20 protein-coding genes are annotated in these 21745 nt (G+C 59.7%); 6 read left to right on the top strand and 14 right to left on the bottom strand.

Going from position 1 to position 21745, the window contains the following annotated elements; all coding sequences use genetic code 11:
* Nucleotides 1-371: 371 nt before the first annotated feature.
* The 3 genes from EXN68_RS26515 (at nt 372) to EXN68_RS26505 (ending at nt 4751) form a co-directional block, all read left to right on the top strand.
* Nucleotides 372-1868: an ATPase domain-containing protein gene (locus EXN68_RS26515; RefSeq protein WP_161991487.1), complete on the top strand. Its 1497-nt coding sequence runs from the start codon at nt 372-374 to the stop codon at nt 1866-1868.
* The gene (locus tag EXN68_RS26510) at nt 1846-3873 is read left to right on the top strand and encodes an ATP-binding protein (RefSeq protein WP_404944536.1); all 2028 of its coding nucleotides are present in this window, start codon (nt 1846-1848) and stop codon (nt 3871-3873) included. Before EXN68_RS26515 ends, EXN68_RS26510 begins: the two co-directional genes overlap by 23 nt.
* Before the next feature lie 182 nt (nt 3874-4055).
* The gene (locus tag EXN68_RS26505) at nt 4056-4751 is read left to right on the top strand and encodes a superoxide dismutase (RefSeq protein ID WP_142843583.1); all 696 of its coding nucleotides are present in this window, start codon (nt 4056-4058) and stop codon (nt 4749-4751) included.
* A gap of 249 nt (nt 4752-5000) precedes the next feature.
* On the opposite strand, the gene EXN68_RS26500 is transcribed toward EXN68_RS26505, so the two are convergent.
* The 8 genes from EXN68_RS26500 to EXN68_RS26465 all read right to left on the bottom strand — a co-directional run bounded on the left by EXN68_RS26500 (nt 5001) and on the right by EXN68_RS26465 (nt 13366).
* Nucleotides 5001-6026 carry a hypothetical protein gene (locus tag EXN68_RS26500; protein WP_142843582.1) on the bottom strand — a complete coding sequence of 342 codons (1026 nt, stop codon included), beginning with the start codon at nt 6024-6026 and terminating at the stop codon, nt 5001-5003.
* Complete coding sequence (locus tag EXN68_RS26495) at nt 6023-6916, bottom strand: SMP-30/gluconolactonase/LRE family protein (RefSeq protein WP_142843581.1); 894 nt, start codon at nt 6914-6916, stop codon at nt 6023-6025. The genes EXN68_RS26500 and EXN68_RS26495 overlap by 4 nt, the downstream gene beginning before the upstream one ends.
* A gap of 9 nt (nt 6917-6925) precedes the next feature.
* Entirely contained in the window at nt 6926-8038 is a 1113-nt protein-coding gene (locus tag EXN68_RS26490) for a mannonate dehydratase (RefSeq protein WP_142843580.1), read from the bottom strand.
* Between the two features lie 19 nt (nt 8039-8057).
* On the bottom strand, nt 8058-8843 hold the full coding sequence (locus tag EXN68_RS26485; RefSeq protein ID WP_142843579.1) for an SDR family NAD(P)-dependent oxidoreductase: 786 nt from the start codon (nt 8841-8843) through the stop codon (nt 8058-8060).
* Nucleotides 8844-8943: 100 nt separating this feature from the next.
* Nucleotides 8944-9936 carry an ABC transporter permease gene (locus EXN68_RS26480; protein ID WP_161991486.1) on the bottom strand — a complete coding sequence of 331 codons (993 nt, stop codon included), beginning with the start codon at nt 9934-9936 and terminating at the stop codon, nt 8944-8946.
* Nucleotides 9933-11477 (bottom strand): sugar ABC transporter ATP-binding protein, encoded by a 1545-nt coding sequence (locus EXN68_RS26475; protein WP_142843577.1) that lies wholly within the window; start codon nt 11475-11477, stop codon nt 9933-9935. The genes EXN68_RS26480 and EXN68_RS26475 overlap by 4 nt, the downstream gene beginning before the upstream one ends.
* A gap of 68 nt (nt 11478-11545) precedes the next feature.
* Nucleotides 11546-12505: a substrate-binding domain-containing protein gene (locus tag EXN68_RS26470; RefSeq protein WP_142843576.1), complete on the bottom strand. Its 960-nt coding sequence runs from the start codon at nt 12503-12505 to the stop codon at nt 11546-11548.
* A 120-nt stretch (nt 12506-12625) separates the two neighbouring features.
* The gene (locus tag EXN68_RS26465) at nt 12626-13366 is read right to left on the bottom strand and encodes a FadR/GntR family transcriptional regulator (RefSeq protein WP_142843575.1); all 741 of its coding nucleotides are present in this window, start codon (nt 13364-13366) and stop codon (nt 12626-12628) included.
* Between the two features lie 201 nt (nt 13367-13567).
* Here EXN68_RS26465 and uxuA point away from each other — a divergent pair, with 201 nt between their 5' ends.
* Nucleotides 13568-14758: a mannonate dehydratase gene (gene uxuA / locus EXN68_RS26460; protein WP_142843650.1), complete on the top strand. Its 1191-nt coding sequence runs from the start codon at nt 13568-13570 to the stop codon at nt 14756-14758.
* 167 nt (nt 14759-14925) lie between these two features.
* Here the strand turns inward: uxuA and EXN68_RS26455 are convergent, their stop codons facing one another.
* Entirely contained in the window at nt 14926-16158 is a 1233-nt protein-coding gene (locus EXN68_RS26455) for a benzoate/H(+) symporter BenE family transporter (RefSeq protein WP_142843649.1), read from the bottom strand.
* Nucleotides 16159-16268: 110 nt separating this feature from the next.
* Between EXN68_RS26455 and pdxR the strand changes: the two genes are divergently transcribed.
* Entirely contained in the window at nt 16269-17759 is a 1491-nt protein-coding gene (gene pdxR, locus EXN68_RS26450) for a MocR-like pyridoxine biosynthesis transcription factor PdxR (RefSeq protein ID WP_142843574.1), read from the top strand.
* Nucleotides 17760-17844: 85 nt separating this feature from the next.
* On the opposite strand, the gene EXN68_RS26445 is transcribed toward pdxR, so the two are convergent.
* Nucleotides 17845-18489 carry a TetR/AcrR family transcriptional regulator gene (locus EXN68_RS26445; RefSeq protein ID WP_142843573.1) on the bottom strand — a complete coding sequence of 215 codons (645 nt, stop codon included), beginning with the start codon at nt 18487-18489 and terminating at the stop codon, nt 17845-17847.
* Between the two features lie 88 nt (nt 18490-18577).
* On the opposite strand from EXN68_RS26445, the gene EXN68_RS26440 reads away from it, so the two are divergent.
* Nucleotides 18578-19351 carry an SDR family oxidoreductase gene (locus EXN68_RS26440; protein ID WP_142843572.1) on the top strand — a complete coding sequence of 258 codons (774 nt, stop codon included), beginning with the start codon at nt 18578-18580 and terminating at the stop codon, nt 19349-19351.
* A gap of 86 nt (nt 19352-19437) precedes the next feature.
* Here the strand turns inward: EXN68_RS26440 and EXN68_RS26435 are convergent, their stop codons facing one another.
* From EXN68_RS26435 to EXN68_RS26420, 4 genes are all read right to left on the bottom strand, one after another.
* The gene (locus EXN68_RS26435) at nt 19438-20148 is read right to left on the bottom strand and encodes an anti-sigma factor (RefSeq protein ID WP_142843571.1); all 711 of its coding nucleotides are present in this window, start codon (nt 20146-20148) and stop codon (nt 19438-19440) included.
* Entirely contained in the window at nt 20145-20687 is a 543-nt protein-coding gene (locus EXN68_RS26430) for a sigma-70 family RNA polymerase sigma factor (RefSeq protein WP_142843570.1), read from the bottom strand. The genes EXN68_RS26435 and EXN68_RS26430 overlap by 4 nt, the downstream gene beginning before the upstream one ends.
* A gap of 131 nt (nt 20688-20818) precedes the next feature.
* Nucleotides 20819-21250 (bottom strand): DUF2177 family protein, encoded by a 432-nt coding sequence (locus EXN68_RS26425; protein WP_142843569.1) that lies wholly within the window; start codon nt 21248-21250, stop codon nt 20819-20821.
* A gap of 93 nt (nt 21251-21343) precedes the next feature.
* Nucleotides 21344-21721 (bottom strand): DUF2147 domain-containing protein, encoded by a 378-nt coding sequence (locus EXN68_RS26420; RefSeq protein WP_142843568.1) that lies wholly within the window; start codon nt 21719-21721, stop codon nt 21344-21346.
* Nucleotides 21722-21745: the final 24 nt, after the last annotated feature.

The following is a 21745-nucleotide window of genomic DNA, read 5'->3' as shown; positions in this document are numbered from 1 at the left end:
AAGATCCGTATGACGCTGGCTCACGGAGCAGAACACCCTTCGCGCCAGCCCGCACGACATTCTCGCAAGATGGCTTGGAGCCGGCTTGACCGGCAGCTCGAAGCCCCCGCCACTCAGCAGGCTTTACCTGTTCCGTCACCTGTCAGGGCTTCGCCTGTCGCTTTGTCGGCTGGTCGGCCAGCCCGCCGGCACATGCAAGCTTTGTCCTGGATGCCCGGTCATCGATACGTCGACAACACAGGCGAGTGATGATTAGAATGAAACCACCCGGGGGGCCAAGACGTTTAGGGGAATATACGTGTCAAATTGAATTGCGGGCAACTGCCGGATGGGCCTAGTGCCAAATGGAGCAGATGGTCGAAGGGGTGGAGATGGTAGGAGCTTTAAAGGCAAGAACGGGTGTCTCCGGGTTGGATGACATTCTCGGAGGAGGCCTGTCCAAAGGTCACGTGTTTCTTCTTGAAGGCAATCCCGGAACTGGAAAGACAACGATTGCCCTGCAGTTCCTGCGCGATGGCGCAGAGGACGGAGAACGGGGTCTCTATATAACCCTGTCCGAGACCGATACAGAACTGCGAGAAGGGGCGAACTCGCATGGAATGGAAATCCCCGGTTTAATCGACGTCTTTGAACTTGTGCCGCCAGAAAGCCTGCTTGACGCGGAACACCAGCAGAGCCTTCTTTACTCGGCTGATCTTGAGCTTGGCGAGACGACAAAGCTGATATTCGAAGCATTTGAGCGGGTCAAACCCGCGCGTGTCGTGCTCGACAGCCTTTCGGAAATACGGCTGTTGGCGCAGAGTTCGCTGCGCTATCGTCGGCAGATTCTCGCCCTGAAGCATTACTTCGCGCGTCAGGGGGCCACGGTCCTGCTGCTTGACGACCTGACGGCCGATGTTCTCGACAAGACCGTTCACAGCGTTGTTCACGGTGTTATTCATCTTGAGGAACTGGCTCCCGACTATGGGGCAGAGCGCCGTCGGTTGAGGATCGTCAAATACCGCGGCCAGGCCTATAGAGGCGGCTATCACGATTTCACCATCAGGACAGGCGGCGTGGCGGTGTTTCCGCGGTTGCGTGCCAATGAGCATTTCACAACCTACGACCGCCATCAGGCCCGCAGCGGAATTGCGGAACTCGATGCATTGCTGGGTGGTGGGATCGAGCAGGGCTCCAGCACGCTTGTGCTTGGACCTGCCGGAACCGGTAAAACGATCTTTACCATGCAGTTTGTCGCAGCAGCGATCGCCCGTGGAGAAAAGGCAGCGTTTTTCGGCTTCGACGAAGAGCTGGGGCTTCTGTCAAATCGCATGCGCGGGATCGGTATCGATATCGACGCCATGCGTGAAAGCGGCATGCTGCATATTGAGCAACTCGATGCGGCAGAACTGTCGCCGGGGGAATTTGCCCATAGGGTGCGGGAGCGTGTCGATATTGCCCAAGCCAAGACGATCGTAATCGACAGTATTAACGGCTACCAGGCCGCGATGCCGCAAGAAAATGCACTCATTCTGCATATCCATGAATTGCTGCAATATCTCAACAGGCAGGGCGCCAACACGTTTCTCACTGTTTCCCAGCATGGCCTTTTCGGCGATATGAAATCGCCTGTCGACGTCACCTATCTCGCCGACAGCGTCGTCCTGCTGCGTTACTTCGAGGCCATGGGAAAGGTGCGCCGCGCCGTGTCGGTCGTCAAGAAGCGCACTGGAAGACACGAAACGACAATTCGGGAATACAATATCGGCGAGGGCGGTCTGGTACTCGGCGATCCACTCGCGGGCTTCAAGGGTGTCTTGCGCGGCATACCCCATTTTGTCGGCGAACAGAAAAACATGCTCGACATTGGAGGGAATTCCGATTCCTGATCGTGACAGTGTCGCCCTCATTTACGCCCCGAACGGTCGCGACAGCGTTGTCGCAGCATCCATCCTGCAGGAGCGCGGTATTTCATCGCAGCCGGTGGCAAGCCTTGAGGCCCTGGCCGAGTGCCTTGGAGAAAATGCTCTTTTTGTCGTCGTCGTGGAAGAGGTCCTTCGCTCCAGCAATCTCGGGCCTATCAACGCCTGGGTGACGTCCCAGCCAAGCTGGTCGGATCTCCCTTTCATCGTCCTGACGCACAAAGGAGCGGGGCCGGAGAGAAACCCTGCTGCCGCAAGAGTTGCCCAGGCACTTGGAAACGTCTCCTTTCTGGAACGACCGTTCCACCCGACAACTTTCGTCAGCGTCGTGGAGTCGGCACGCAAGAACCGTCGGCGGCAACTTGAAGCTCGCAACCGCATTATCGAATTGCGTGAAAGCGAGCTCAACCTCAAGACTGCATTGCTTGCAGGGCATCTAGGCACATGGAGCCTAGACCTCTCGAGTTGGGAGCTTGGTTCCTCCCCCGAGTTTCGTCAGATTTTCGGCCGATGTGCAGACAAGGAGCTGAGTTACGACGAGCTTACAGCCTCCGTGCATCCCGATGACAGGCAAGGCCGTGAAGATGGTCTTCGACGCAGCGTGGATGCAGGCGAAGACTACGTCTCCGAATATCGTGTTATCTGGCCGGACCAAAGCCTGCATTGGGCGGAGGTTCGCGGCCGTCTTGTCCATGATCAGCGTGGCAAGCCCCAGCGTCTTATTGGTGTCGGTTCCGACATCACATCCCGCAAGCATGCCGAGGCGGCGCTACGCTCGATGAATGAAACGCTGGAACGTCGGGTCGAAGAACGAACCGAGGCGCTGAAGGCGGAAATAGCCCAGCGGCAGGATACCGAGCAGAAGTTGCTTCAATCGCAGAAACTTGAGGCGATTGGCCAGTTGACGGGCGGGGTCGCCCACGACTTTAACAACCTGCTCATGGCCGTGCTTGGCAACCTCGACCTCGCCAGAAAACATGCTGCCGATGATCCGAGACTGACACGTTTGATCGATGGCGCGCTTCAGGGTGCGCGGCGTGGCGCCTCCCTGACACAGAGACTGCTGGCGTTTGCACGCCGGCAGGATCTTGAGGTGGAGCCGACAGATCTCTCCGAACTTGTGGCAAACATGCAGGAACTGCTGGCACGCTCCGTCGGCTCGTCCATTCAGCTTACCACTGCCGTCGCCGGCGGCCTGCCATTGGTTCTGGTCGACGGCAACCAGGTCGAACTTGCTTTGCTCAACCTTGTCGTCAATGCGCGCGACGCCATGCCGGAGGGCGGCCAGTTGTCGATAAGCGTCCGCGCTGAAGAAAGCGTGGTACCTTCCGAGGGGCTTCCTCTGGGTGCATATGTATGTCTTAGCGTAAGGGACACCGGATCCGGGATGGACGAAGAAACCGTTCGGCGTGCCGTAGATCCGTTTTTTTCCACCAAAGAACTGGGCAAGGGGACGGGGCTGGGTTTGTCGATGATCCATGGTCTGGCTGTCCAGCTCAATGGCGCACTGACACTCACCAGCACACTGGGCGAGGGCACATTGGCCGAGCTCTGGCTTCCGGTGACCACAGAAGTGCGCCGTCAGGTATCGATGCCCGACCCGTCAGATGAACTGCCGCGCGGGCCAGCGATAATCCTGCTGGTTGACGATGACGCGTTGATCGCCATGAGTTCCGTCGACATGCTCGAAGATCTCGGACATCGCGTACTCGAAGCAAATTCGGGGCAACAGGCGCTGGATATCATCAAAAATGAGCCTGCCATTGACCTGATGATTACTGACTTTTCGATGCCAGGCATGAATGGAGCTCAACTCGCAAAGGCCGCACGCGAATTGCGCCCAGCCCTGCCGATCCTGGTTGCGACGGGTTATGCGGATTTGCCGGCCGGGACCGAAATGGGTCTTCCACGACTGGGAAAACCCTACACGCAGGAACAGTTAGAGCGAGAGATCGCCAGAATTCTTTCCTGAACTATAGCGCCCCCTTTTCCGGCGCCACAGCCTCAATCTCGCGAATTTCCCCAGGCGTCAGGTCACGACGACATTGCATCTTCTTTACATCGCCGCCGTTCTTCATCGGTTTTCTGTCAGCCGGAGGAAACCAGCGCCGCTTTCGCGGATTATCCACTGGTAGACATTTAAAGGAGGACATCATGACGATAACCCGACGCACCATTCTCGTAACAGGCGCGGCGGCAGCTGCCGCAACAGTCTTTCCGCTCCCTCACATCGCCCGCGCAGCCTTGCCTTTGAAGCAACCGGCCCTTCCATTTGCGGAAGCTGATCTCGCGCCGGTCATTTCGGCAAAAACGGTTGGCCTGCATTACGGCAAACACCACAAGGCCTATTTCGACAAGCTCAACACACTGGCAGCTGGCAGCCGTTATGCGGATATGGACCTGATCGAGATCGTCAAGGCAGCCGCCAAATCGAAAGGCGCGGATGATGTCAAGATTTTCAACAATGCCGCGCAGGCCTGGAACCACGTTGCTTATTGGGATCAGTTCGTTCCCGGTGGCTCAAACCGCCCGACAGGCAATCTTGCAGCTTCTATTGACGAGACCTTCGGCGGCTATGACGGCTTTACCAAACGCGCCGTTGATGTGTCGGATACGGTGTTTGGAACCGGCTGGGTCTGGCTTACACGCGACGATGACAACAAGCTCGCCCTGATCGGATATGAAGACGGCAACAATCCCGTCGCCGTCGGCCGTCCCGCCTATCTCGGCATCGATATCTGGGAACACGCCTATTACCTGGATTATGAAAATCGCAAAGCAGAACATATCCGCGCAGTTCTCGACAGGTTGATCAACTGGAAGGTCGTTGAAGAGCGTATCAACGCCTGAAGATCGCTGGTGCGAAATCCACGGTGAAAACTCGGCGCTGCAATTCCTGCGCCGATTTCATTTAGCATGCAGGCAACATGGGTCTGCGGCGACTGTCCGGGCACCCATTCATCTTTCTGCAGGTGGGGCAGCAGAGATTTCGGGCGATTGTAGCCCTCGATATCATTTTTCTATCAATATGTTCTCTGCACAGCGCTTCGATCAGGACATGCGGTTCTTCCGTTCGCTCTTGAAGCATACCCGTGCTTCCTAGCTGGTCTGCGAAGCAGCTTCGACTTCAAGCCGGTAGCGGGTGGTGAAAGTCCGGTCTGGCTCGAATGCGATTGCAGTCGCTATGCCGGATGATGCCAGCGGGTTGGCAGCGTTTGACACCGCAGGGCCGAGGTCGAAGGCGGAAGCGACCGGCTCTACACCAAGCGCCAGGTGCCGTCCATTCCACGGATAGGCCTTTCGTCCGTGATTGCTGTACCAGAGGAGGAGGCTGGGAAAGTGCTCCTTCTGCCACGTGAGCCGTGCGCGAAAACCCTCGTCGCGATAGTGAAGCGCCAGCCTGCCATCAATGCCGGAAAGCTGTAGAAGGTCCTCGGTGTTTTCGGCAAGGGGTACTTTCGCTGCATCGACCGTCGAACCGCCGCGCGTCTCGACCGTGCCGAGCGAGGGCCATTGCCGGTGGGGTGCAAACAGCGCAGCACCCGGTTCGACATCGCCGGGGAAACTCCAGACCTGATCGCAGGCGCCGGGCTCGATAATGACGGACCCTGGCCGCGGCGACAGCCGGAAGGTCGGGTGCAGGCCAATCGGAAGGCGGCAAGGGTGCCGTACCTCGATCTCCAGGATGATGTCGATGGCAGCCGCGCTTTGATCCGGAATGATCCTCCGGCGAAGCAAGCGGATCGGATGAAGGTCGGGATAGCGGCATTCCATTGCGATCTGTCGCTCTTCGCAATTGTTCCAGGTCCAATGGACATTCGAGCTGTAACCATGCGGCACGCCCGCGCCGTCGAAACTCTCGCCCGTTGCGGACCAGCCTGGTGGGAGCCTTCTGCCCGCGTCGCTGCCGAAGGGAACGCAAGGCCATTCGCCGCGAAGCTCCTGCAGGATTTCCGGCAGTTTCTCGCGCTCAGCCTCATTGCCCCAGGGTGCGACATGCAGTGGGCTGACCTGCCGCCCGTCAGGCAGCAGGAACAATACCGGACCAAGCATACCGCCGAGCGACTGCACCGCGACGCATCCATGCGCCCAGGCAAGCGCACGTCGTGTGGTCATTCCGCTCATGGTGTCGCTGCTCCGTAGCGGTTTTCCGGAAGGCCGGCAATGTCTACCCGGATGGCATAGAGACTGCCCGCGAGGCGCTCGGCGGGTCCCCCGCCTGCCGTTGTGATGTAGAGCGTTTTCAGATCCACGCCACCGAAGGCGCAGGTGGTGATGTTGGTGACCGGCATATCAATCACCTCCGCCAGGCTGCCGTCAGGTGCGATGCGGGCCAGACAACGGCCGCCATAACGGCAGTTCCAGAGGAAGCCTTGGCTGTCGATCGCCGAACCGTCGGGCGAACCGCGCTCGAAGCCGGCGAAGAAGTGCCGCTCTGCCGATATGGCACCCTTCGATACATCGTAGTCGAAAGCGTAAATTTCGTTCGCGAGCGTATCGCCAAAATAGAAGGTGCTTCGGCCCGGACTCCAGCAAAGCGTATTGGAAATTCCAAGGCCAGCCCGCCATTCGCTGACAGCACCGTCCGGCGCGATCCGGTAGAGGATGCCTTCGCCGGGCGCCACATCGCCCAGTTGACCATCGGGAAGGACGTTGTTCTTCATGGAACCGACCCAGAAGTTTCCGGCCGGATCGGCGCGTCCGTCGTTCAAGCGGACGCGTGGGGCACCGGGCAGGACAAAGCCGTGATCCTTGCGCCGGTCGGTCTGTGGCCACCACCAGATCAGCTTCGAGCCGAGGGCGACAAGCAGTCGGCCATCTTCGTCTGTGAGCGAGATAGCGACCACCGGCTCCTCGAAGAGCCACGTCCTGACGGCGAGTGTTTCCTCTTCGTAGCGATGAATGAGAAAACGGTTGATGTCGGTCCAGTAGAGTGCCGCTTCCGGCGCCGACCAGACCGCACCTTCACCGCAGCGGTCGCCCACGGGCGCGACACAGACAGGTTCGCGTGCCATCCGCACCTCCTATTCCGCCGCCATGCTTGCGGTGATCGACCGCGACGGGCCGAGAGCTTCGGCGTTCTGCACGAGCGCCTTCATGTATCCAAGCGCGAAAGCCTTGCCCGCATGCCAGGAAGCACCGCAGGTCATGGCCGGCGTATGGTCGGGGATCAGCACGCCCTGGTAATTCTCGTCACGCAGGATGCGGATGATTTCGGCCATGTCGATATCGCCCTCATCGACGAAGGTTTCAACATAACGCGGCATTTTTCCGCGCACGTTGCGGAAATGGATGTAACCGATGCGGCCGGAGCGGGCGAAGCGACGAACGTGCTCATAGATGTCGCCGCCCGGCATTTCCTGCAGCGACCCGAGGCAGAGTTCCAAACCGTTCGAGGGCGAATCCACGATCGCCATCAGCCGGTCGTACTTTTCCGGGCGGTTGACCAGCCGTGCCGTGCCGCGCAGTTCCTCTGCCGGCGGATCGTCCGGGTGAGCGCCAAGCACGACGCCCGCCTCTTCGGCAACGGGCACGATCTCCTTCAGGAAACGGCCAAGGCGGTCCCAAAGTTCAGCCGAACTGACCGAGACGGAGGCCGCGTCAGCGACCGCGCGGCGATAGCGCATGTTCCAGACCATACCATCCGGGATCGGTGCGTCCGGACTGGGCGCAATACTGTTTTCGACGCCGAAGCCAACGGATTCCGCGCCGCCGCGGGCATAGGGACCGCGCGTCCACCCATAGACACCTGCAAGGGAGAAATTGTAGCCGATGCAGGGAATGCCGGCGCGTCCGGCGTCTCGGATAAGCTGTTTCAGCCCCTCGATCTGTTGAGCCCGCTCCGGTCCGTCGAGCAGCACGTCATGCCAGAAGCGCGGCGAGAAGTTCTCGATCGCTGCAATCTCCAGACCACCGGCGCGCACGTCCTTCACCAGAGCCGAAAGTTCCTCATAAGACCACAGCCGGTCGCCGGAACAATCGCCCCAGCCACCTGTGTCACCGCTGTCGATCTTGGGATCCTTGCCGGCAAAATAGTTGGTCAGGTGCGCAACGACATGGGTTGCACCCGCTTGCTGCGCAAATTGATAATTGTCGGGGGTGAGCTGCTCCCGGTAAAGTCCAAGGCCGATCTTCATGTTGTCGTTTCCCGTCTGATTATTTGACGCCAATGCCGGCGGTAAGACCACCGTCTATGCGGAAGTCCGAGCCGGTGACGAAGGCTGCGCGGTCGGAGGCGAGATAGGCCACGAGTTCCGCCACTTCCTCCGGTTCACCGATGCGGCCGATGGGGTGCGCGGCGCCGAAGCGGGCGAAGGCTTCCGCTTCGCTGACACCCTCACCGCCATAGGTGCGGGCCGCAAGCGCAAGCAGCGGCGTGCGCACCGATCCGGGGCTTACTGAATTCACCCGGACTTTCGCTGCCGCATGGTCAAGCGCCATGGCGCGGGTCAGTGCATGGATGGCGCCCTTGGAGGCGACATAGGCTGCAACGTTCTGCTGGCAGGCATGGCCCTGTACCGAGGAGATGTTGACGATCGCACCGCCGCCGCGCTTCGCCATCTCCGGAATGCCGAAGCGACCGGTGAGGTAGATGGAGCCGACATTGACGGCGAGGCAGCGGGCAAAGGTCTCGGCGCTGGTATCGAGCACCGTGCCAAAAGGGTGGACGGCTGCGGCGTTGACGATGATATCGAGCCCGCCATGACGCAGGACTGTTTCGCGCACGGCCGCCTCGACCTCTGCCTCCACGGCGACATCGGTGAACCGTGCCGACATCGGCAGGTCGCGCTCCTTGGCGATGCGGTCGAAAATCTCGTTGGTGGCGGCGTCGTTACCGCATGCAAGCACGGTCGCGCCTGATGACGCCAGGCGGATCGCCGAGGCAAGACCGATCCCGGAGGTGCCGGTGACGAGCGCGATTTTTCCCTTGAATTCAGTCATGATTGTCTCCGCGACAGATCGTCATGGTTTCAGTCCGGACAGGCCCGAAACCATAAGCACGATCAAGTTTCATAGGGGAACGATATGCAAGGCGTCTGCCTCAACGCACCCGTTCCAGAACTTGGTTGAGAAGCACGGCGCCGAGGATGATACCGCCGCGCACGACGTACTGCCAATATTCACTGACATTCATCAGTGTCATGCCATTAGAGATGCAGCCGAGGAACAGGACGCCAATGAGAGTGCCCCAGATGCGGCCCTTGCCGCCGAAGAGCGAGGTGCCACCGATGATCACGGCTGCGATGACGTCGAGCTCCATGCCGGTGGCCGTGGTCCCGGTTCCAGCGCCGATCTGCGAGGCGATCAACGTGCCTGAGAGGGCCGTCAGTGCGCCGGTAAGGCCCAGTGTCAGCGCCTTCACCTTCCAGATGTCGATACCGGAAAGGCGGGCAGCTTCCATATTGCCACCAACGGCATAAACCTCGCGGCCGAAGCTCGTGTACTTCATCAGGAAGTGCATGACGGCAAATGTGAGCGCGAAAATATAGACCGGAAACGGAATGCCGAAGAGGTATCCGCCGCCGAGGAAATCGAAGCCGAGCGGGAAGGACGACAGTGGAAAACCGCCGGTGATGAGGTTGGCAACGCCGCGCAGCGCCGCAAACAGGGCGAGCGTGGTGATGAAGGTCGGCACGTTAAACCATTGGCGGAAACGGCCGGTGAGATAGCCGAGCGTGAAGCCGAGCAGGAGCGCCACGGCAAAGCCGACCGCGACTGCGCCCCAATCGCCGAGGACGCCGGCAAAGCGGTCCGCGAACCAGGCGACGATGCAGCCGGCGAGGGCGGCGCCGGCACCGACAGACAAGTCGATCTCGCCGCTAATGATCACGGCCGTCATGCCGAAGGCGATGATGCCAAGCATGGAGACGGTACGAAGCACATTGAGCATATTGGCAGTCGAGGCAAAGCCGGGCGCAACCAGGATGAGGAAAATCACCAGTGCCGCGAGGATGATCTCCATCGGGTAGGTCTTGAGAAGCTTGAGCAGCGTATTCTGGCCACGGGCTTCCGTTGTCGGGTTTACAAGCGTCATTGTCTGGCCCCTTCCATGCATAGGCCGTAAAGTTCGGTAAGGTCGGTTTTTGCCGGGTCCACCTCGGCAACGACTTCGCCGTGGTGCATGACGAGGATGCGGTCAGCCACTTCGAGGACTTCCTCGAGTTCCGTCGAGACAAAAATGCTGGCAAGACCGTCAGCTGCCTTCTGCCAGATGATATCGAAGATCTGGCTCTTCGCCTGAACGTCGACACCGCGGCTCGGTTCATCAAAGAACATCACCGAAGGCTGCCGGTTTAGCCACTTGCCGATCACCACTTTCTGCTGGTTGCCGCCTGACAGCGACGACACGGGCAGTTCGGGGTCACCACACTTGATGTGGAGCGCCGTGATCTGGCGGCGGACAAACGGCTGTTCGCGCCGACGGGAAATGAAACCTCCGCTGGAGATCGGACCAAGGCTCGCCATGCAGAGATTGTCGGCCGTCGAGAGCGATTGCACGAGGCCGACTTCCTTGCGGTTTTCCGGGGTGTAGCCGAGACCGGCCTTGCGCATGTCGCGTGGGCTGGCACCGGTCATATCACGGCCGTTGAACATCACTGAACCGCCGTCAACCGGGTCAGCACCGAAGATTGCCCGCATCAGTTCGGTGCGGCCGGCGCCGAGCAGGCCCGCAATGCCGAGGATTTCGCCGGGGTAAAGATCGAAGGAGACATCCTGGAAATGCCCGGATCGACTGAGGTTGCGGACCTCAAGCACCGGCTCGGCGCGATCGAGTGTTCGCCGTGGCGGGCGTGTGGCGCGTGCGGCATCGCCGAACATCATGCCGACGATGGCCGATGGCGTCGTCTCCTTCATCGCAACCGCGCCGATGTAATGGCCATCGCGGATCACCGTGCAGGTATCGGCGATTTCGAAAAGCTCACTCATCCGGTGGGTGATGTAAATCATCGTTACGCCGCGGGCGCGCAGGCGTTCGATGAGTGCGAAGAGCTGTTTGACCTCGCGGGAAGCAAGCGCCGAAGTCGGCTCGTCCAGAAGCAGGATCGACGGATTGAAGGACATCGCCTTGACGATCTCCACCACCTGCTGCTGACCGACGCTGAGCGCGGACACCGGCTGACGGGAATCGATCGTCAGCCCCATGTCGGCGAGCAGTTCGCCGGCGCGGCGATGGAGCCCCACCCAGTCCACGACGCTGAAACCGGCGCGGCGGCGATGAGGCAGGCGTCCGAGAAAGATGTTTTCGCCGACCGAAAGCTCCGGCACCAGCGAAAGCTCCTGGTGCACCGTGACGATGCCGGCTGCGAAAGCGTCATGCGGCGACGTGAAGCGGCGATCCTCGCCATTGACGCTGATCGTACCGGATGTCGGTTCGGTGACACCGGCAAGAAGTTTGACAAGCGTCGACTTACCGGAGCCGTTCTTGCCCATCAGGGCATGCACCTGGCCCGGCGCGAAACTGTGGGTGAACTCGGAAAGGGCGACCGTCGGGCCATAACGCTTGGTCACGGCCTGAAAGTCCAGCCGTCCCTGCGCCCCTTGCAACGCGGCTGACCTCAATTGCGGATTGCTCATACGGATTTCCTGCTGTCGGGTGCGAAGGCGCGGCGGGCAAAACCCGCCACGCGGCTCACGTCCTGGCCCTATTTCAGGGCCTTCAGGCCTTCCTTGTAGGCAGCGATGCCTTCGGCGTTGGCGCGTGTCAGAGGCAGTACCGGCACGTTGACCTTGGTCTCGATCTTCTTGCCGTCGAGCAGGTTCTGCGCCGCCTCGATCGCCTGCTTGCCGACTTCGAGCGGCTGCTGTGCCGTTGTCGCCTGCAGCACGTTGTCGGAATTCAGGAGCATGTTGGCAAGCTGCTCGGAACCGTCTGTGCCGAAGACGAAGACCTTGCCTTCCAGGCCGGCCTTCTTCACGGCCTGGACGGCGCCAATCGTGCCGCCTTCGTTGGCGGCATAGATGACGCGGATACCCGGATTGGCCGTCAGCATGTCACTGGCGACGGCGAGCGCCTTTTCGGCAAGCCAGGCGTCCTGCTGGGCGACGATATCGACCTGATCGCTAACGACGCTCAGGAAACCCTCGACGCGGGCATTGGACTGTTCGGGCAGCAGCGCCTTGAAGGCGAGCATGCCGATCTTGACCTTCTCGCCGTTGCCGAGTGTCTTCAGGAAATCAGTCGCGGCCTTGCCGGTGCCGATGCCGATATCGCGGTCGGAGCTCGTCACTGTCGCCTGGGCGACGTCGCCATTGGCCGAGGTGCCGTAGGTAACGACCGTAATACCGGCGTCACGTGCCTTCTTCAGTGCAGGAACCGAGGCGTCGGCCGAGAGTGGCGCAACGACGATCGAGTTCACGCCACGGGCGATATAGGTGTCGATCAGCTGGGCTTCCTTCTCGAGCTTGCTATCGCTGTTACCCGCCAGGAGCTCGTCACCGGCAGCTTTCGCCGCCTTTTCCATGCCGATTTGGATGCCACGGAAATATTGGTCCTGCTGAAAAACGATGCCGGCGATTGCCTTGCCACCGGCCAATGCGGCATTCGGCGCAAAGCTTACGGTGGCAAGCAGCGCGGCAAGCGCCAGACGTTTCATGTTGCTCATATTGGTTCTCCTCCCAAAGTGCCCTGTTCGTACCGCCGGACCAACGGGCGAGTGGATCCGGAAAACGGCTGCCTGTACCGCCCACAATGGGAGCGGTTCAGCTAAAATCTCATATGCTCATCACAACGGTTGACCCCGAGGCGCCGCATCGACAAAGCGGATGCCGAACTCCAAGTGACGGCTCATCAGGTAAACATAGGCGATGCGATCGCGAGCCCTCAATGCACGGACGATCTCCGCATGCGTTTCGAAGGTTGCCGCATGCACCGGACGTTCCGTCTTGCCGAGCCGCATGACCTCCTCAATCACCGAGCGCAGCATGTGATAGGCGGCAAGGGTCGTGCGGTTGCCGGAGAGTTCGACGATCGCCGAATGGAATTCGTAGTCGCAGCGCGCTGCCGCCTCGACGCTTTCGGCCTCCAGAATTCGCGCATTGATCGTGTCGAGCCTGTCGAAATCCGCTTCGCTTGCGGTGAGGATGATGTGTTCACCGATGCCGGTTTCAATGATGCGGCGGAAGCCCTGCAGATCTCGGAAGGAGTCCGGCGAAATACCGTTGTGAAAGGCGAAAAGGCGGCGGATTGCCTCGCCATGGCCACCGCTGATGACGGCACCGACCTTTGGCCTGGTCTCGACCATGCCAAAGGCACGAAGCACCTGCAGTGCCTCGCGCACGGTGTTACGGCCGGTCTGAAACTGCTCGCCGAGATCGCGCTCGGTTGGCAGCGCGTCGCCTATCCCAAGGCCGCGTTCCGAGATCATCTCGCGGATCTGATCAACCAGCCGATCGACCGCCGAGGTCTTGCCGGGTTCGACAATCTCCATGCTCGACAGCGCATCTTCCCTTGCAGAACTGCTCACCGATCATCCTCCGTGCAATGGCTTATTTGTTGGTCCAGATTTAAACATCAGTCAAGAGAACCTCTCAAAATATTTTCCTATCAGGGCTTAAATCGCAAAATTACATAATGTCAGGCTTGAATTGTTGGGCCAATTGGACATTATCGGTCTTTGTGGTCCAACAATAGCCACCTGAAGCGGTAGGAGTTCTGCATGAGACTGATGGAAGAGTGCTTTCGCTGGTACGGGCCAAACGATCCGGTGCCGCTCAGCCATATCCGGCAGGCAGGCGCTACGGGGATCGTTTCGGCGCTGCACCACATCTATGATGGCTCGCCCTGGTCTGACGAAGCAATCCTGGCGCAAAAGGCGCAGATCGAAGCTGCCGGAATGCGCTGGAGCGTCGTCGAGAGCATCCCGGTTCACAACTCGATCAAGCTAGGAACATCAGACAGCGCGCGCTATATCGGCTGGTACAAGGACACGCTGCGGGCATTGGCGCGCTCTGGCATTGAGATCGTCTGCTACAATTTCATGCCGGTGGTGGACTGGACACGCACCGAGCTGATGCAGCCCCTGGCTAATGGCGGTTATGCGCTGCGCTTTGACGCGGTTGATTTTGCCGCCTACGATCTTTTCGTGCTGAAGCGGCCGCGTGTCGAAGAAAGTTACTCCAAAGAGCAGATATTCACGGCGCGTCAGCGTCTTGATGGCATGGATCAGGCAAAGATCGACCGGATCGAGCGCAATCTCATTGCCGGCCTGCCGGCAACCGAGCGCCAGTTCAACCGAGCGAGCTTTCTCGCCGCGCTCGCCGAATATGACGGTGTGGCTGCTGATGTCCTGCATGCGAATCTCGCGCGCTTCCTGAGAGAGATTGTGCCCGTTGCCGAAGAGGTCGGTATACGGCTTTGCATCCACCCCGATGATCCGGCCTTTTCGCTCTATGGTCTGCCGCGTATCGTCTCGACGGCCGCCGATGTCAGACGCATACTCTCCGCTGTCGATAGTCCCGCCAACGGTATCACTTTCTGCACCGGCTCATATGGCACACGCGCCAACAACGACCTGCCGGCCATGGTTCGCGAGTTCGGCCCGCGCATTCACTTCGCGCACCTCCGCAATGTCCAGCGCGAGGATGATGGCTCGTTCTACGAAGCCGATCATCTCGGCGGATCGAGTGACATGCCGGCGGTGATCCTTGCACTGATGCAGGAGCAGGAACGGCGCGTAGGCGAGGGCCGCGCCGACTGGCAAATCCCGCTTCGTCCGGATCACGGGCACCTGCTAGCCGATGATATCGGCAAGGATCGGATCAATCCCGGCTATTCCCTGATTGGACGCTTGAAGGGCCTCGCCGAAATCCGAGGCGTGATGCAAGGCATCGCAATAGCTCTCGCGCACAGTGAATGACGAATTTCCCCGTGCCACGAAGCCGTGTCTCCACGAAAATCGCGATAGTCGGACTGGTGTGACGGCTGGTATCGATCGGCCCGTGGGCAGGCGTGGCAGAGCCGCGCTATTGCCCCGAGCCTGTGCACGACTTGGCTCTGGATCGAGAAATGGTGGCGGTCTGCGCCTCATTTGGAGATTCCTTCGCTTGCTGTCTTTGGTTGGCGTACGCGCCGCGGCGGGTGCCCGTTGAGGACGATGGCGGCGGCGAGGCCGATTAGCAGGCCCCAGAACGCCCCACCAATGCCGAGCAATTTGATATTGGCGGCAGATGCGAGGAAGGTAATCAGCGCCGCCTCGCGGGAACTCGGCTCGGCCATCGCTGCCGCAAGACTGCTGCCGATGGTACCAAGAAGTGCAAGACCGGCGAGCGTGGTGATGAAGGTTGCTGGAAACGCCATGAAGAGGGCGGCCAGCGTTACGCCGAACACGCCGACCAGAATATAGAAACAGCCAGCGGCAACTCCGGCAATCCAGCGTTTGGAAGGATCGTCATGAGCTTCCTTGCCCGTGGCGATCGCCGCCGTGATCGCTGCGATGTTGAAGGCATGGGAGCCGAAAGGAGCCATGGCGAGCGAACCAAGTCCGGTCACGGTCACAATGGGATTGGCGCTTGTCTTGAAGCCGTCATTCCGCAAGACCAGCATTCCTGGCATATATTGGCCGGATAGAGTAATCAGGAATAGCGGAAGCGCGACCGACAGCAGCGCATTCAACGAGAAATCCGGCATGGTGAAGACCGGCGCTGCAAACTTCAGGGTGAGGCCGGACAGATCGACGCGACCTTGCGCCAGAAGGAAAACAAGCCCCAGAACCAGAATACCGACCACTGCGTAGCGAGCGGAGAGCCTTTTCAATGCCACGTAGGCGAAGATTAGCGAGCCGACCAATAGCGGATCGACACTTGCGCCAGCGAAGGCTCCGATGCCGAATTGCAGCAGAATGCCGGCAAGCAAACCTGAGGCGATACCGGGTGGAATCAGGCGGATGACTTTCTCGAAATAGCCGGATATGCCGAGCACGACGAAGGCCGCCGCCGAGATCATGTAAGCGCCAATCGCCTCCGCATATGGTGTTGTCGCCAGTGCGGTGACAAGAAATGCCGCAGCCGGTGTCGACCATGCCGTGATGATCGGTTCGCGATAGCGCAGGCTGAGGAAAAGCCCAGTCAATCCGACGCCGATCGAGATCGACCACACCCAGGATGCCGTGAGTTGTGGGCTCAGGCCTGCAATCTTCGCTGCCTGAAAGACCAGAATGAACGTGCCGCCATAGTTGACGATGACAGAGATCAATCCCGCAACAACGGGATGGGGAAGGTCGTCAAGGCGGACGGATGAAGGCGAGAAATGCGGTGGCATAGTCTGGGAAATCTCCTGGAGTTTGAGCAGGCCGTGAACAAGGCGCATTGACATTTAGTCCATTAATGGACTGATTAACCCAGCCAATTTTGACACTGCGAGCAGACCATTTGTTCAAGCATTCCCAACTCGAAACCGTAAAGGCTTGGATTGCCGATCCGGCCCATGCCGCTATGCCGCTTCACGTGCGGATTCAAAGGGCGATCCGCCAATTGATTGTCGGTGGTGCATTGGGTCCGGGCAGGCCTTTGCCCGCCTCACGCGCGCTTGCCAAATCGCTGGAGGTATCGCGCGATACAATCGAAGCGGCCTACGCCCAGCTTCACGCCGAAGGTTTCATCGACCGGCGTGTTGGCAGCGGCAGCTTCGTCGCGGAGATGACGGAGTTCACGCCCGGCCCCCGTCTTTCCCGGCAGGCCATGCTCCTGCGCAGTCAGGCTCCCAGTCTCAGCAGGCGGGGAGCAGCCATGTTTCGCAGCGGCGGCGTTCGCGAGATGCTGTCACCGCAGCCGTTCGCTCATGGGATACCGGAGACGCGCACCTTTCCGCTTCAGGTCTGGGAGCGTCTCGAACGGCAGGTTCGCAAGGAGGTTGGCGCGCAAACTCTGCTTCACGGTGACCCGCAGGGAGCAGAACCGCTTCGGCGCGCCATCGCCGATTATGTCAACCTTGAGCGGGGTGCACGCGCGACTGCCGACAGGGTGCTGGTATTGACCAGTTCGCAGCAGGCTATGTCGTTGTGCGCCAACATGCTGCTTGATCCCGGCGATCGGATCTTCATCGAAGATCCCGCCTATTACGGCGCGCGCAAGGCGTTCGATGCGGCGGGACTGGAATGTGTTTCTATACCTGTCGACCGGCAGGGCGTCGTCATCGAGCAGATCATGGCTCACCCGCGCCGGGCCAAGGCGATTTTCCTGACGCCATCCCATCAATTTCCGACTGGTGCGACGCTGGCTCTGGACCGTCGGCTGGCGCTGATTGAATGGGCGGCCCGGCATCAGATGTGGATCATCGAAGACGACTATGACAGTGAATTTCACTACGCCGGCAAGCCAACTGCCTGTGTGCAAGGTCTGGATCCCCACGACCGGACTATCTACATCGGCACCTTCACCAAATCGCTCTTTCCGGGTTTGCGGATCGGCTATGTCGTGTTGCCGTCCCAGCTCGTCAAGCCGATGACCATCGCGCGCACATTGCTGGACGGTCATACGGCGCCGATGGCGCAGCTGACGCTCGCCCGCTTTATGGAAGGCGGGCATTTCGGAGCGCATGTTCGCGCCATGCGCGGCATCTACGCCGAACGGCTCGACGTGCTGGCTCGTCTCGCCAGCAAGCATCTGTCGGATTTCATCGAGCCGCATGTTCCCGTTGGTGGGCTGCAAATGTCCTGTGTATTGACTGGTGAACTTTCGGAACGCGCTGCCGTTGATGCGGCACGGCGCGTGGGCATCGAGCTTCTAGGGTTATCAGGTCTATACGCTGCCGGTGACCCGAAGGCCGGTTTCCTGATGGGTTTTGCTGCATACACACCTCTCGAGATAGAAGAGGCCATCAAGAAACTGGCGAAGGCGCTTCGGGCGGTGGCAAAACCATGATTTCACCTGTCCCAATTTCCTGAACGGTCATAAACGCACACGTAAGCGCGGTCCAATTGTCAGTCGCGGATTGGTGATTGCGTGGTTAAGTGCTCCTAATCTGCGTCTCTGCGGAGGTCTGACGTTTTCCAGGCCAGGCCGCAAGTGCAAGGTCGATCAGCCGTTTCAGCAAGGCATTGCAGGCGCCGTCGCAAGCCTGGGCGGACATGCCCTGGATGATCGCGCCATAAAAGCGTGCGAGCGTGTCGGTATCAGTATTTGCAGACAGCGCCCCTTCCTCGACGGCGCGGTCGAAACGGGCTTTGAGTGTCTGCATTGACGTTTCGCGCAAGGATGCCGTCATCCGCGCCACGGATGTATTTTCTTGCGCATGTTGCAGGACGGCCGTCGAGACCATGCAGCCGGGCGGTTTGTCTGGCTGGGTGTCTCCGTCAGCGATATCGTAAAGATAGAGCCTCAGAGCTTCATAAACCGGAAGATCCGATTGCAGGATGTTCGACCGGCGGCTGTTTTCACGGGCAATGCTGAAGTCGAGCGCCTGACGGTACAATTCTTCCTTTGAGCCGAAGGTCGAATAGAGAGTTGGCGGATTGATACCCATCGACCTCGTAAGATCGGCGATCGATGTCCCTTCGTAGCCATGTTCCCAGAACAGCCGGGCCGCGATGTCGAGGCCAATATCGCGGTCGAACATGCGGGGTCTGCCGCGTTTGCGGACTGGCTTCTCCATTAAAATAGCGATCCCTATTAAATAGTTGACAGACGTATTTCAGCTCTTATTGTAGGGATCACTATTTATTTTAGCAACGGAGTGATCCATGTCCAAGCGTCTCGCAGGCAAAATAGCCCTCATTACTGGAAGTTCACGCGGTATCGGCCGGGCAGTTGGCCTCGCTTTTGCCAGGGAGGGCGCCGCCTTGATTGGCGTCCACTACACCGCCAATTTGGATGCGGCCAATGCAACGGTACGCGACATCGAGGCGCTTGGCGTCAAGGCCGTCGCGGTGAAGGCCGACCTCAGACAGGGTAAGGAGGCGGCCGACAGCCTGTGGGCGCAGTTCAGTGAAGCCGCGCGTAACGAAACGGGTTCGTCCGGTTTCGACATACTGGTGAACAATGCCGGCATCGCGCCTGCGTTGCCGTTGAAGCAGACGAGCGAGTCTGTTTTCGACGAGGTGATGACGATTAACTACAAGGCGCCGTTCTTCCTGATCCAGGCGGTCGCCGACCATATTCGCGAGAACGGCCGGATCATCAATGTCTCGACCGGGTTTACACGGATCGCGGCGCCGACGCATCCCGCCTACGCTGCTTCCAAAGGTGCGCTTGAGACATTGACGCTTGCACTGGCGCCTGAATTTGCAGCACGCGGCATTACGGTCAATGCCGTGCTACCGGGCGTGACGGAAACGGATATGAATGCCGAGTGGCTGGCATCGCCTGATGCGCGCGCCGGTGCGGAAGCCCTCTCGGTCTTCTCGCGTGTCGGACGAGCGGAAGATATTGCCGACGTCATTGCCTTCCTCGCATCGAACGATGCGCGTTGGACGACGGGGCAGATGATCGATGCAACGGGTGGCGCCCGGATCTGATCAGTCGGGCTCTCCTTTGCAAGGAGGGCCTACGCCTCCTCAACGGTGCAGCACCCGGGTCCGTGGGATGCTGCTGCACGCGCCTTCTATAACAGCCGCGCGCTGCCGACGGCGATAACGGGGCCGGTTGCCTGACCGGTTGGCGATCCGCCGAAGGGCTCCACGCTGATTGCGAAGGTCGTGCCTTCCGTGATTGTGCTGCGCATATCGGCGGGGATGATGAGATCGCCAGACGTGCCGGGCTGGAACACGCCCAGCGAGCGCGTCTTGCCACCATCCATGACCAGCCACAATTCCAGTGATTTTTCGTCCGTCTTGCCGGTTGCGACGGGGATGATGCGCATCCGTCCGGATTCCGCATCGTAGGAGGCAAGAAGATTGACCTGGCTGTCGGTTGTCGCAAGTTCCGCCACCAGCGGGGTGACGCCCTGCCGTTTTTCGGGGAAGGCGGCGTAGACCACGGCGGCCACGGCGGTCGCGCTGGTGGCAACCGATATCCAGCGCCAGAAGGACGCGGAATTCCACAGGCTGCCGTTGGCGTTGATATCCCTGCTGCCGAACAGGCGCTCTTCGATGCGAGCAAGAACAGCCGCATTCGGTACCTGCTCTTCATAATCGGCATTGAAGTCGGAAAATTCCTGCTCCCAACGCTGCACCAGTTGCGCGAAGACCCTGTCGTCCTCAATACGCCGCTCCAGTTCGCGGCGCTTTTCTAGCGGCAGGACGCCCAGCACATATTCGCCGGCGAGGATTTCGTCGCGCGAGTGCATTCCGCCGCTCTGGTCGCCCGTTGTCATCGCTGCATGCACTCTCTGAGTTTGAGAAGACTGCGCCGCAGCCACGTTCTGACCGTGTTCAGTGGCACGCGCAATTCATCTGCCAGTTCGAGATAGCTTAAACCCTCAACATAGGCTCGGCGTACCGCCTTTGCGTGAACAGTTTCAAGTTCACGCATGCAATCCTCGATCCTGCGGCCTTCGTCCGCCAGAACGACCTGCTGTTCAGGATCGCGAATGCCATCGTCGGCCAGCTCATAGGCCTCATCAATATCATCGCCTATGGGTTTACGGGCCCGGATCGTGTCGATCGCGTGGTTGCGGGCGATGGCGGCAAGCCATGTGGCCGGCTTGCCGGCGCTTGCGGCAAATGTGCGGGCGCGCTGCCACACCTTGATATAGATTTCCTGCAGCGCCTCTTCGGCTTCGGTTCTGTCCCGCAGGATCTTCAGGCAGATCGCGAAAAGCTTCGGACTGGTTGCCTGGTAGAGCGAGACGAATGCTGAACGATCACCCATGCCGACACGGTTGATTAGGCTTGCTATCTCTGTGCCCTGCATTCGAACCTTCCTTGCTGCGCTTCCTTTATAAGGTCGTCTTTCACACGAAGACAAGGGACGAGGAAGAGGAAGTTCACGATGGGACCCCCACAGGAGGGCCGCACTTGCGCCGTAGCCGAGAGGAAGCGTCGTCATGATATGCCCGTCGAATTTTCCAGCGGGCCGAGGAGGCGCACCGTGACGAGGTAACCGATGATCGCCGCTGCGGCGGAAACGAAGGTTCCCCAAAAAAGATCGGCAATGGTGAGGGTGGTTGGCCAGTTCTTCAACGTCGCCTGATTGGTCAGATCATAGGTGGCGTAGGCCATGAAACCGACAATCGCGCCGTAAAGCAGCGCCGTCGTCCATTCACCGGAAAGCAGGGCCGGGCGCACGGCAAGAAAGGTCAGTCCGCCGGCGTAGATGAGGTAGAAGACGACCGCTGGAGCGAGCCGGAAATTTTCCGCCAGGAGATCGCCGATAGCCGGGCGGTAAAGACGCGACGCCATGGTGCTCAGCCAGATGAAATCGATCACCAGAAACGCGACGAGCGTGAAAAAATAGGCTGCGAAATAGGTCTTCATCGGTGTTTTCCTTTGCCGGGCATTGAGAAGGCGGCGAGTTTTTTTCGTTCGGAAGACAATGCAATTAATAGATGGAACGGCGCGTGATCTGCGCTAGTCGATCCGGGTCCAGCTTATGCCCTTGCACAGAAGGCCGGCGACGATACAGCCCTTCGTGGTCATGTTATTGCCGGCAAGGGTCACTGTTATCCTGTAGGATTTGTCCCGCTGAGGATCGAAGGCGGTGCCGGAATAGATGCCCGCTTCGCTCTCTTTGATGTCCATGATCAGGCGGTCGCCGGTCTTTTCCTTCGGCGTGCCGGGTTTGATCCAGGTGTTTGTGGCGCATATTTTTTCACCGCAGGGCGCGATCAGCACTTTTGCCTTGCCGTCGCCGCGCGCCCAGTTGCCGTCGATCTCCGCCGCTGTCGCGCCGAGGCCGACCAGCATCGGGGACAGGGCAGATACAATTGCCAATCTAATGATTTTCATTGTCTTTCTCCACCGGTTGGCCCC

Origin of the sequence: Martinezella rhizogenes (assembly GCF_007002745.1) — a bacterium.
Lineage (GTDB): Bacteria > Pseudomonadota > Alphaproteobacteria > Rhizobiales > Rhizobiaceae > Agrobacterium > Agrobacterium cucumeris.
The sequence above is the reverse complement of the archived record's forward strand: the minus strand, read 5'-3'. Positions and strand labels throughout refer to the sequence as shown.